This window comes from Pseudomonas anatoliensis (assembly GCF_017976235.1).
Lineage (GTDB): Bacteria > Pseudomonadota > Gammaproteobacteria > Pseudomonadales > Pseudomonadaceae > Aquipseudomonas > Aquipseudomonas anatoliensis.
The window spans coordinates 363,224-374,681 of sequence record NZ_JACVHC010000006.1 but is presented as its reverse complement, the minus strand read 5'-3'; the positions used below and the strand labels follow the sequence as shown (position 1 = coordinate 374,681).

The 11,458-nt window shown below is 58.6% G+C and carries 14 protein-coding genes; 5 read left to right on the top strand and 9 right to left on the bottom strand.

What is annotated here, in order from left to right; translation table 11 throughout:
• Positions 1 to 3 precede the first annotated feature (3 nt).
• A complete protein-coding gene (rlmF, locus tag ICA16_RS21405; protein WP_150603743.1) occupies positions 4 to 1,023 on the top strand; it encodes a 23S rRNA (adenine(1618)-N(6))-methyltransferase RlmF in 1,020 nt (339 codons plus the stop codon).
• Positions 1,024 to 1,217: 194 nt separating this feature from the next.
• Here rlmF and ICA16_RS21400 read toward each other — a convergent pair whose 3' ends face one another.
• On the bottom strand, positions 1,218 to 1,499 hold the full coding sequence (locus ICA16_RS21400) for an HU family DNA-binding protein (protein ID WP_150603742.1): 282 nt from the start codon (positions 1,497 to 1,499) through the stop codon (positions 1,218 to 1,220).
• Between the two features lie 395 nt (positions 1,500 to 1,894).
• Here ICA16_RS21400 and yejK point away from each other — a divergent pair, with 395 nt between their 5' ends.
• A complete protein-coding gene (gene yejK, locus ICA16_RS21395) occupies positions 1,895 to 2,899 on the top strand; it encodes a nucleoid-associated protein YejK (RefSeq protein ID WP_042557778.1) in 1,005 nt (334 codons plus the stop codon).
• On the top strand, positions 2,899 to 3,249 hold the full coding sequence (locus ICA16_RS21390) for a glutaredoxin family protein (protein ID WP_210701483.1): 351 nt from the start codon (positions 2,899 to 2,901) through the stop codon (positions 3,247 to 3,249). Before yejK ends, ICA16_RS21390 begins: the two co-directional genes overlap by 1 nt.
• 93 nt (positions 3,250 to 3,342) lie before the next feature.
• On the opposite strand, the gene ICA16_RS21385 is transcribed toward ICA16_RS21390, so the two are convergent.
• The 5 genes from ICA16_RS21385 to ICA16_RS21365 all read right to left on the bottom strand — a co-directional run bounded on the left by ICA16_RS21385 (position 3,343) and on the right by ICA16_RS21365 (position 7,338).
• A complete protein-coding gene (locus ICA16_RS21385; RefSeq protein WP_210701482.1) occupies positions 3,343 to 4,278 on the bottom strand; it encodes a glutathione S-transferase family protein in 936 nt (311 codons plus the stop codon).
• Between the two features lie 84 nt (positions 4,279 to 4,362).
• A complete protein-coding gene (locus ICA16_RS21380; RefSeq protein ID WP_150617209.1) occupies positions 4,363 to 4,665 on the bottom strand; it encodes a GIY-YIG nuclease family protein in 303 nt (100 codons plus the stop codon).
• A 39-nt stretch (positions 4,666 to 4,704) separates the two neighbouring features.
• Positions 4,705 to 5,175: a nuclear transport factor 2 family protein gene (locus ICA16_RS21375; protein ID WP_210701481.1), complete on the bottom strand. Its 471-nt coding sequence runs from the start codon at positions 5,173 to 5,175 to the stop codon at positions 4,705 to 4,707.
• A 209-nt stretch (positions 5,176 to 5,384) separates the two neighbouring features.
• The gene (locus ICA16_RS21370) at positions 5,385 to 6,689 is read right to left on the bottom strand and encodes a CynX/NimT family MFS transporter (RefSeq protein WP_150617208.1); all 1,305 of its coding nucleotides are present in this window, start codon (positions 6,687 to 6,689) and stop codon (positions 5,385 to 5,387) included.
• Positions 6,679 to 7,338: a FadR/GntR family transcriptional regulator gene (locus ICA16_RS21365; protein WP_150594946.1), complete on the bottom strand. Its 660-nt coding sequence runs from the start codon at positions 7,336 to 7,338 to the stop codon at positions 6,679 to 6,681. The genes ICA16_RS21370 and ICA16_RS21365 overlap by 11 nt, the downstream gene beginning before the upstream one ends.
• 166 nt (positions 7,339 to 7,504) lie before the next feature.
• Here ICA16_RS21365 and ICA16_RS21360 point away from each other — a divergent pair, with 166 nt between their 5' ends.
• Together ICA16_RS21360 and ICA16_RS21355 are read left to right on the top strand one after the other, a co-directional pair.
• Positions 7,505 to 7,816, top strand: a complete 312-nt coding sequence (locus ICA16_RS21360; protein WP_210701517.1) for a type II toxin-antitoxin system MqsR family toxin — start codon at positions 7,505 to 7,507, stop codon at positions 7,814 to 7,816.
• Positions 7,813 to 8,301, top strand: a complete 489-nt coding sequence (locus ICA16_RS21355; RefSeq protein WP_095188818.1) for a type II TA system antitoxin MqsA family protein — start codon at positions 7,813 to 7,815, stop codon at positions 8,299 to 8,301. Before ICA16_RS21360 ends, ICA16_RS21355 begins: the two co-directional genes overlap by 4 nt.
• Before the next feature lie 52 nt (positions 8,302 to 8,353).
• Here the strand turns inward: ICA16_RS21355 and ICA16_RS21350 are convergent, their stop codons facing one another.
• Genes ICA16_RS21350 through ICA16_RS21340 form a run of 3 tightly spaced genes read right to left on the bottom strand, consistent with a single transcriptional unit; the run spans position 8,354 to position 11,418 of the window.
• Positions 8,354 to 9,118, bottom strand: coding sequence for an amino acid ABC transporter ATP-binding protein (locus tag ICA16_RS21350; protein WP_150603734.1), 765 nt, complete (start codon positions 9,116 to 9,118; stop codon positions 8,354 to 8,356).
• 10 nt (positions 9,119 to 9,128) lie between these two features.
• A complete protein-coding gene (locus tag ICA16_RS21345; RefSeq protein WP_210554567.1) occupies positions 9,129 to 10,226 on the bottom strand; it encodes an amino acid ABC transporter permease in 1,098 nt (365 codons plus the stop codon).
• Positions 10,227 to 10,236: 10 nt separating this feature from the next.
• Positions 10,237 to 11,418, bottom strand: coding sequence for an amino acid ABC transporter permease (locus ICA16_RS21340; protein WP_210701480.1), 1,182 nt, complete (start codon positions 11,416 to 11,418; stop codon positions 10,237 to 10,239).
• Between the last annotated feature and the right edge of the window lie 40 nt (positions 11,419 to 11,458).

The following is an 11,458-nucleotide window of genomic DNA, read 5'->3' as shown; positions in this document are numbered from 1 at the left end:
CCCATGAACGCCCCCCGCACACCTCGCCCGCCGCGCAAAAAGCCTGATTCCGCCACCCCGGCCAAAGCCGTGGAACCGCGTGAAAAGGCCAGCCTGCACCCGCGCAACCGCCATCAGGGTCGTTACGACTTCCCGGCGCTGATCAAAACCACGCCGGAACTGGCGAAGTTCGTGATCATCAACCCGTACGGCAAGGAAAGCATCGACTTCGCCAGTCCAGACGCGGTGCGCGTGTTCAACCGGGCGCTGCTCAAGTCGTTCTATGGCATCCAGCATTGGGATATCCCGGCTGATTACCTTTGCCCACCGGTCCCGGGCCGTGCCGATTACGTGCACTTCCTGGCAGATCTGTTGGCCAGCATGAACGACGGCAAGGTCCCGCGCGGGGCGATCATCAACGTGCTGGACATCGGCATGGGCGCCAACTGTGTGTATCCGCTGATCGGTAACAGCGAATATCGCTGGCACTTCCTCGGCTCGGAGGTTGACCCGACGGCCGTGGCCGCAGCCAAGGCTATCGTCCAGTCCAACGACCTGAACAAGGTCATCCAGCTGCGCCTGCAGGAGAACCGCAAGCACATCCTGATCGGCCTGCTGGAGCCGGGCGAGCGTTTCGACTTGACCATGTGCAACCCGCCGTTCCACGCCTCGATGGACGAAGCGACCAAGGGCAGCGAGCGCAAATGGCGCGCACTGGGCCGCGCCGATCCAACACGCAAACTGCCGGTGCTGAACTTCGGCGGTCAATCGGCCGAGTTGTGGTGCGAGGGTGGTGAAGCACGTTTCGTGACGCAATTGATCGCCGAGAGCGCCAACTTCCAGCACAAAGTGCTGTGGTTCAGCACTCTGGTCTCGAAAGCCTCGAACCTGCCAGCCATTGAAACCGCCCTGAAAAAGGCCGGCGTACTGGAAAGTCAGGTGGTGGAGATGTCTCAGGGGCAGAAACAGAGCCGCTTCGTCGCCTGGACCTTCCAGACCAAGTCCGAACAGCAGATCTGGCGCCGCGAGCGCTGGACGCGCTAAGACTGAGTCACTGCATGATGTTCGTGTAGGAGTTGCGGCACGCTGCGATCTTTTGATCTTGTTTTTTCACAAGCCAGATCAAAAGATCGTCCGATCGCGGCCCGAGCCAGGGACCCAGTGAAGATTCACCAAATCGCAGACACAAAAAAACCGTGCCCGGATCACTCCGGTGCACGGTTTTTTCTTGCTGCGTCTTACTTGTTCACAGCGTCGGTCAGGCCTTTGGCCACAACCAGCTTGATCACTTTCTTCGCAGGGATTTCGATGGCAGCGCCAGTCGAAGGGTTACGGCCAGTGCGGGCAGGACGCTCGGTCACTTTCAGCTTGCCGATACCTGGCAGAGTGATTTCGCCGCCGTTTTCCAGCTGATCGGCAACGATTTGGCCCAGTTGGTCCAGAGCGCTACGCGCGGTGGTTTTCGGCGCGTCGATAGCTTCAGCGATGTCGGCGATCAGTTGGTCTTTAGTAAGAGCCATGTAGTGTTCCTTCCCTATCAAATTCATATGGATTGCAGAGTGCAGTGTCAGCCATCGAGCCCGATCTTCTGGATCTGGCACCCTCGGCGATAACCACGACGAGTCGGGTTATAGATACCGAAATCAGGGTTTGGTTCGACCTGACAAATGCTGATTGCACGCTTAACGCAGTGACTTCGCGTAAGACCGGGCAAAACTAGCACAGAGACAAGGAAATATCCGCCTCTAGCTACCCATTTGGTCAGCTTTATTACGCTAAACCGGTAAAAAACTGCATAAGCGCCGCACAGCGCCCAGGTTTTGCCCCTCACCCGGCGCCAAAACCAGTGATTGCGGTACACTGGGCGCTTTTTCGGGGGAGCCTGCCCTCCTCCCATCCAACAGCCGAGAAGCCCATGCCGATCCGTCATTGCATCGTCCACCTGATCGACAAAAAACCCGACGGCACGCCCGCAGTTCTGCACGCCCGTGATTCTGAACTGGCAGAGTCGGCGGCCATCGAGAACATGCTCGCCGACCTCAACGAGAGCTACAACGCCAAACAGGGCAAAGCCTGGGGGTTGTTCCATCCGGAATCCGGCGCGTTCCCGTTCAGCGGATGGCTGAAGGAATACATGGAAGGTGGCAGGGACTTCACCGCGTTCAGCAAAGTGGCGGTCGAGCATCTGCAGAAGCTTATGGAAGAGTCGAACCTGTCAGTCGGCGGCCACGTGCTGTTCGCCCACTACCAGCAAGGCATGACCGACTACCTGGCCATCGCGCTGCTGCACCACAGCGAAGGAGTGGCCGTCACCGACTCGCTGGACGTGACCCCGTCGCGCCACCTCGACCTCGGCCAGTTGCATCTGGCAGCTCGGATCAACGTCTCCGAGTGGCAGAACAACAAGCAGTCCAAGCAGTACATCTCGTTCATCAAAGGCAAAAACGGCAAAAAGGTTTCGGAATACTTCCGCGACTTCATCGGCTGCCAGGAAGGCGTCGACGGCCCGGGCGAGACCCGCACCCTGCTCAAGGCTTTCAGTGACTTCGTCGAGAGCGAAGACCTGCCGGAAGAGTCCGCCCGCGAGAAAACCAAGACCCTGGTCGATTACGCCAGCAGCCAGGCCAAACTCGGCGAGCCGATGGGCCTGGAAGAGCTCTCGGAGTTGATCGACGAAGAACGCCCGAAAGCCTTCTACGATCACATCCGCAACAAGGATTACGGCCTGTCGCCAGAGATTCCGGCGGACAAACGTACCTTGAACCAATTCCGCCGCTTCACCGGCCGCGCAGAGGGCCTGTCGATCAGCTTTGAGGCGCACCTGCTGGGCTCGAAGATCGAGTACGACGAAGAGAACGGCACCCTGATGATTAAGGGTCTGCCAACCTCTCTGACCGATCAGCTGAAGCGCCGCAACTGATGCTCGGCAATGTGCTGAAGAAGGTCGCGCTGGTTCTGCTGGTGGTCGTGATCTATCAGAACTGGGGCAAGATCGAGCGGGTGTTCAACCCCTCGCAGATGGTTGCCGAGCAGACGCGGGCGCAGGCTAATGTCGTGCTGTATGCCACAGACTGGTGCGGCTACTGCAAGCAGACCAAGCGCTTTCTCGACAGCAAGGGGATTCCCTTCAAGGAATTCGACATCGAGAAGGATGGCGAGGCGCGCAAGGCGTACGAGGCACTGGGTGGGCGCGGGATTCCGCTGATCGATGTGAATGGCACGTTGATTCGCGGGTTTGATCCGGACGAGATCCTCGCCGCATTGAAATAACAGCAAGATCAAAAGATCGCAGCCTGCGGCAGCTCCTACAGTCGGATTGATGTTATCCGTGTAGGAGCTGCCGAAGGCTGCGATCTTTTGCTTTTAGCGTGCTTCGATACGGAAACCGAACCGCGGGAAGTGCACATGCACCACGCCGGCACGCTCGTCTTCGCGCCGCACGATCAACTGCTCACGACCGGCAAACAGCAACTCACCTACCACCGGATCAACCCCGTAATCCGTTGCGGCAATTGCCACCTGCTGCCCGGCCTTGAACCCGTTCGGGTCAACAAACTGTTCATCCGGCAATGCCGCTGGCGTCGCATTGCGTGCAACCTCCAGCGCCTCGTCGGACGTCATTTCGCTCGCAGCGCCATGCCCGAAGCCCAACACACGTCCCAGCCACGCGACGACGGCTGGATACTCATCCACCAGAGGCGCTGTCACATGGGTCGCCTTGAGAAACCACATCGGGGGCGCCAAAGCAAAGTCGGCAATCGATGGATCGCCGAACAGGAAATCACCTTGCTCGCGCTGCAACTGCTGCTCCAGACGCGCCATGATCGTCGGCCATTGATGCTTGGCTTGCTCGGTAGACAAACGCGTGGCGCTGCCGCCACTGAACAGGCCGGCACGGTCGGCCATAAACGCCTTGATCGCTTCCGGCGGTAATTTGCCGAAACGCACGGCAACCGATTCCGGCTGGAACACCAGGCTGACGGCATGCTGGAACACCACCGAGTCCGCCCACGTCGCGAAGCTGGCGGTGGTCATCTCCTGACCTTCGGGGAAAAACGACGGCTGTGCCTTCTCTTGCTCAAGTCGGCGGGCGATCAACGAAGTGTCGCAATAGATGTCAGCGCCGATCTGCAGCACAGGGGTTTTGCGATAACCACCGGTCAGGGCGGTCAGATCCGGTTTCGGCATTACCGGCGAGATGTTCACCGAGCGCCAGGACAGACCTTTGAAACCCAGCAGCAGACGGGCCTTCTCGGCAAATGGAGAGGTCGGGTAATGATGCAGAATCAACTCGGACATGCTCGGCTCCGCCGCTCAGAAAGTGAGTCGGCAGCTTAGCGCGCATTTACTTAGCAGCCTACAGATCTGGCTGATGGGAACTGATCAGTCAGATTGATAAGACGCGACCAGACACTCCTTCGCACTCTTGCGCAGTTTTTTGATCAACCTTTCCTGCCGCAAGGCGTCGCTCTTGTCGCGACAAAGCTCGGTGTAAACCAGCGCCATCGCCGGGCTGGACAGGAAGAAGCGCGCGCCTTTACCGCTCTGATGCTTGGCAAAACGGCGGACAGGATCATCGCTGATCCCGCAATACAACGAACCGTTGGCCGCGCGCACGAGATAGACGAACCAGGATTTGCTCACTGGCTCGACAACATCGACAGATTTTTCGCTAAGGCTGGTCACTTCGGGATCAAGACGCGTAGGAAACAGGCCGCGATCTTATCAGCGACCGGCCTGAAATGCCTTCAGTCCCTTCAGCGCCTGGGCACGCACTGCGTTACGCACCAGAGGCGTCCAACCGAGCAGCAGACCTTTGAAACCGAGGGCCTGACGCGACCAGCGCCACAGATCGAAATGATCATGGTGCTCGCAGATCTTGCCGTCACGGAACACGAAGCGTGCCTGGATATCGTTGACCACCACATTGCCGGTCTGGCTGAACACGTAAGTCGCGACCCAATGCGCGCCGCCGCTGCGCTCGTCGGCGCGAACGTTGTCGAAAGTCAGCGAAAAGTCTTTGGCGCGAGTGGTGAGCATCCGCCACATGTCGCCAGCATCACGCCCGCGCAGCTCACCAAAGGCCGGATCGCTGAACACTACATCGTCGGTGTAACACGCAGCCATCGCCTCGGCGTCGAGACGCTGGAAGGCCTGATAGAAGCGGGTGATCAACGCAGCGTGGGCGTCACTCATGGGCAAACTCCAAGGAATGGACAGATTGCCAGCACGATAATCTGCAAAGCGCGGAAACACTATCGGCATTCGTGCACCGAATATCAGCAGCGTCTTCGTTCAGCACAAACCCTGTAGGAGCATTCGAGTGCAACGAGGCTGCGATCTTTTGATCCTGGTCTTTAAAATCACCATCAAAAGATCGCAGCGTGCCGCAGCGCCTACATGAATCAGATTTTTTCGCTTGTGACCTGCACATACAGCGTCCGCCCGGCGCCAAGGCCGGCGATGATCGCCCCCGTGCCAATGATGCCGAAGATCCAGCCCACCGCATTCCAGCCGCCTGTCCAGTCATGCACAACGCCGACTGCAAACGGCCCCATCGACGCCAGCGTGTAGCCGAAGCCTTGGGCCATGCTCGACAGGTTGGCTGCGACATGGGAGTCACGCGAACGCAGTACGATCAACGTCAGCGCCAGACTGAATGCACCACCCTGCCCCAGACCTAGCAGAATCGCCCAGCCCCACAGGCCTTCGATCGGCGCATAAAGGCAACCGAACAGACCGCCGAGGGTCAGCGCCATCACCACCACAATCGCCAGACGCTGATCCTTGCCACGAGTCGCCAGCCACGGCGCCGCGAGTGAACTGGCGAGCTGAACGATCACCGAACCGGACAGTACCAGGCCGGCCTGAGTCGGCGTCAGACCGCGCCCAATCAGGATCGACGGCAACCAGCCGAACACGATGTAAGCCAGCGACGATTGCAGGCCCATGTACAAGGTCACCTGCCACGCCAGCGGATCACGCAACAGCCCGCGCACGCGATAAGCAACATTGTGCGCACCGTGTTTCTGGCCGACTTGTGGTAGCCAGAACACCGCAGCGACCAGCGCCGGAATCACCCAGAAACCCAGTCCCACCGCCCAGCTGCTGCCGAAGTGTTCACTTAACGGCACGCTCGATCCCGCCGCCATCGCGGCACCGAGACACAGCGCCATGGTGTAAACGCCCGTCATGGTGCCGGCGTGTTTGGCGAAGTCGCGCTTGACGATGCCCGGCAGCAAGACGCCAATGATGCCGATACTGGCGCCGCCCAATACGCTGCCGGCAAACAGACCGATCTCACCGAAATTGCTGCGCAAAATAATCCCGCCTGCGAGGGTCAGGAGAATCCCCAACACCACTCGCTCGGCACCAAAACGCCGCGCCAGAATCGGCGCCAGCGGTGCAAACAGGCCGAGGCACAGCACCGGCAGCGTGGTCAGCAGACCCGCCTGAGCGGCAGACAGCCCGAGGCTTTTCGAAACATCGCTGAGCAGCGGTGCCAGGCTCGACAGCGCCGGACGCAGGTTCAGCGCCACCAGAATCAAGCCCAGCAGCAACAGCCACGGCCGACGCACCAGCGGATGGCTTTGCTGTACTTGCTCGTCATCAGCCTCGGCATCGATCAGCAGCTCTTCAAGCTCTGCCGTGCGTTTCGGGGCTGTGGATATCTCGTTGCGGGGCATGGATTTCTCTGTTTCAAGGTTCATTGATCAACTGCCTCGATAAGGCTTTGGCCCGTTCCGGGTCGCGTTGTTCGACGGCATCGAGCAACTCGATGTGCAAGTCGAACACTTCCTGACGGCGCGGAACGATGTTCAGCGTCTGGCGCAATTGCGCGCCGACGATGCTGGAGAAATAGCGATACAGCTCGCTGAGCGTCGGGTTGTGCGCGGCGTCGACCAAGCGGCGGTGGAACACCAGATCGCAGGCGATGTAGGTATCGAGATCGCCGTGGTAATGACTGCCGCTGGTGCCGAGCGCTTCACGCAAGGCGACCAGGTCTTCATCGGTGCGGCGCAACGCCGCGAGGCCAATGGCCTCGACCTCAAGGATGTGCCGGGTTTCCCGCGCTTGCTCTAGCGAACAACGCGAGAGCGCCTTGAGGGTGTCCAGCGGATCAATCAGCGCACGCAGATAACTACCGTCGCCCTGGCGAATTTCAATCAACCCGGAAAACGCCAACACGCGCATGGCTTCACGCACGGTGTTGCGGCTGATGCCCAGCTCGGCGCACAGCTCGGGCTCGGTCGGCAATCGCTCGCCGACCTGCCAGGTGCCGCTGTTGATGCGCTGACGCAATTGATCCAAGGCCTGATCGACCAAGGACCGCTTAACAAGTGGAGAAATGTCTGACATAGGATTCGCCCTTTCATCCAATCATAGGATGAATTTTCCGACATGGTAGTCAGACCCGTGTAGGACGGCAACCACCTAGGGTGAATGGGAAGGAAATGGAGCGGAATTTTCGATTAGTCAAAATTACCCTTTAAGGGTAATTTCAGGGACAGGGTTTTGGTTTCTTATTGAGAAGAACACGCCCCATTACGACTTGGCGGTGATCAAGGCTGAGGTCCGGCGGCTTGGAAAAAAAGCCTTCACAAAGACCTCGGCAGATTCAGGCGAGTATCTCGGCTTTAGCATCAGCGAGATGCAAGAGATCGTTTTCGAATTCCAGAACAGGATGTTGTACAAATCGATGACCAGCTACGACGATCATCGGGTCTGGCAAGACGTGTATCACACCCATTCACAAGATCTGGAGATTTACATCAAGGTGACCTACCGCCCCGGTGGCGGCCCACCGGTAATCTCCTTCAAGGAGAAAAACCCATGAAAACCCAGCAATGTGTCAGCTGCGGTGCACGTGAGGGAATGAGACATTTTGCAGGGCGCGGCGAAACCCTGAGTGTCAAAGGCATGGAGCGCCGTGTAGATGATCTTTCTGGTTGGGAATGCCAGCAGTGCGGAGAGGTTGAGTGGGATCACGATACCGATAGCGCAGAACGTTATTGTGATGCAGGGGATGAGTTGGTTTTCGCTGCCAGGCAAATGATCGGCGCCGAGATGAAGCGTATTCGGCGCAAATTGCACCTCACGCAAAAAGAGACGGTGCAACTGCTGTCCGGTGGAGGGCATAACGCGTTCTCTCGCTACGAACGCGGCGAAATACTACCGCCCAAGGCGTTGATGCTGCTGATGCGACTATTGGATCGTTACCCGTACTTGCTGACCGATGCGAAAATTCTCGGTGAAGGTGCAGACTTGAGAGGCTTCAAGCACACCATCCACAAAGAACACGAAACCCTCACCGTATCCTGACCCCAAAAAAACAAACCCGGCACTTGGCCGGGTTCGTTTTACACATCAGCCATCAATGCAGAATCTGGCTCAGGAACAGCTTCGTCCGCTCATTCTGCGGATTATCGAAGAAGTCGTTCGGTGCCGCCTGCTCAACAATCTCGCCCTTGTCCATGAAGATCACGCGATTGGCCACGGTACGGGCGAAGCCCATTTCGTGGGTTACGCAGAGCATGGTCATGCCGTCTTCGGCCAGACCGATCATGGTGTCGAGCACCTCTTTGACCATTTCCGGATCGAGGGCCGACGTCGGTTCGTCGAACAGCATGATTTTCGGTTTCATGCACAGCGCGCGGGCGATCGCCACACGCTGTTGCTGACCGCCGGACAGTTGCCCCGGAAACTTGTGCGCCTGCTCCGGAATGCGTACGCGTTCCAGATAATGCATGGCGATTTCCTCGGCCTTGCGCTTGGGCATCTTACGCACCCACATCGGCGCCAGGGTGCAGTTCTGCAAAATGGTCAGGTGCGGGAACAGGTTGAAATGCTGGAACACCATGCCGACTTCACGGCGGATCGCTTCGATCTGCTTGAGGTCGTTGGTCAGTTCCACGCCATCGACAACGATGCGGCCCTGCTGGTGTTCTTCCAGTCGATTGAGGCAACGAATGGTGGTCGACTTGCCGGAACCCGACGGGCCGCACAGGACGATACGTTCGCCCTGTTTGACGTTGAGGTTGATGTCTTTGAGCACGTGGAACTGGCCGTACCACTTGTTGACGCCCTGCATCTGAATAATGCCTTCAGGGCTCACAGGCTTTTTGATTGCTTCACTCATTACAGAACTCCTAACGCTTGTGGCCAGTGTCGAGCTTGCGTTCCAGATGCATGGAATAGCGCGACATACCAAAACAGAAAATCCAGAACACCAGGGCGGCAAACACGTAGCCTTCGGTGGCCATGCCCAGCCATTTCGGATCGGCAGCGGCTTGCTTGACGCTGTTGAGCAGGTCAAAGAGGCCGATGATGATCACCAGACTGGTGTCCTTGAACAGCGCGATGAAGGTGTTGACGATGCCGGGGATCACCATTTTCAGGGCTTGCGGCAGAATCACCAGGCCCATCGAACGCCAGTAGCCCAGGCCCATCGCAGCGGCCGCTTCGTACTGACCCTTGGGGATCGCTTGCAGACCGCCGCGCACCACTTCAGCCACGTAGGCCGACTGGAACAGGATCACGCCGATCAGCGCCCGCAGCAACTTGTCGAAGTTCATGCCTTCGGGCAGGAACAGCGGCAGCATTACCGAAGACATGAACAGCACCGTGATCAACGGCACGCCGCGCCAGAACTCGATGAAGGTCACGCAGACCACTCGAATCGCCGGCATGTTCGAACGTCGACCCAGCGCCAGCACAATCCCCAGCGGCAAGGCTCCAGCGATACCGACCGTGGCGATTACCAGAGTCAGCATCAAACCGCCCCATTGGCTGGTCGCGACGGTTTGCAGGCCGAATACGCCGCCGTGCAGCAGGCACCAGGCGGCAATCGGATAGATCACCAGAAAACTCAGCCCGTATACCGCTTTACGCGGGAAGCGCGAGATGAACAGTGGCGCCACGCCGATCACTGCCAGCCACACGGTCAGGTCCACGCGCCAGCGCAAGCCGGTCGGGTAGTAGCCATACATGAACTGACCGAAGCGTTGCTGGATGAACACCCAGCAGGCGCCCTCCTTGGTGCAATCGGCCTGGGTGGTGCCGATCCAGTTGGCGTCGATGATCGCCCACCCCAGAATCGGCGGAACGATCAGGTAGATCAGGTAGAACGCGAACAGCGTCAGCAAGGTGTTGAGCCAGCTGGAGAACATGTTCGCGCGCATCCATGCCACTACGCCGATGCTACTGCTCGGAGGGGGCATGTCGGGTTTGAAAGTATGAGTACTCATGCGCTTTTCCTTACCGCTCGATCAGCGCAATGCGCTTGTTGTACCAGTTCATCAGCAGGGAAATGCTGATACTGATCGCCAGGTACACGCTCATGGTGATCGCAATCACTTCGATCGCCTGACCGGTCTGGTTCAGCACGGTGCCGGCGAACAGCGAAACCATTTCCGGATAACCGATACCGGCGGCCAGCGAGGAGTTCTTCGCCAGGTTCAGGTATTGGCTGGTCAGCGGCGGGATGATCACCCGCAGTGCCTGGGGAATGATCACCTTGCGCAGGGTCGGGCCTTCACGCAAACCGAGCGAACGGGCCGCTTCGGTCTGGCCGTGGCTGACCGACTTGATCCCCGAACGCACGATCTCGGCGATAAACGCCGCGGTGTAAACGGTCAAGGCCAGGGTCAAGGCCAGCAGTTCCGGGATAAGCACCCAGCCGCCAACGAAGTTGAAGCCCTTGAGCTCAGGCATTTCCCAGTGCAGCGGAGCACCGAAGATCAGCGCGCACAAACTCGGGATCACCAGCAGCATCGCCAGACCCACCCAGAACTTGTGGAACGGCTCACCGGTCGCTTCAAAGCGTTTGTTGGCCCAGCGGCACATCAGCACGATGCCGACGATGGCCACCACGACACTGATCACGAACGCCCAGAAACCATCAGCTGCCAGCGCGGCCGGCATGTTCAGGCCACGGCTGCTGACAAAGAAAGTGTCGCCGAAGTTGTGGCTGTTGCGCGGTCCCGGCATGGTCAGGAACACCGCGAAGTACCAGAACAGGATTTGCAGCAGGGGCGGAATATTGCGGAAGACTTCCACATACACGGTCGCCAGCTTGCTGATGATCCAGTTCGGCGAAAGACGCGCGACACCAATGATGAAGCCCAGCAGAGTCGCCAGGATCACGCCGATGATGGTCACCAGCAATGTATTGAGCAGACCGATCACAAACACGCGGGCATAGCTGTCCGCTTCGGTGTAGTCGATCAGGGTTTGAGCGATGCCGAACCCGGCACTGCGCTCCAGAAAGCTGAAGCCGGAGGTGATGCCCCGGTGTTCAAGGTTGGTTTGTGTGTTATCGAACAGGAACCAGCCCAGGGATACGACTGCCACGATAGTGACGATCTGAAATACCCAGGCGCGCACTCGTGGATCGCTGAGGCTAAACCTCTGCTTTGGTGCGCCGATTGAATTTTGCATGAAGTGCCCCGGAAAAAATGGAACAAGAACATCACCCGGC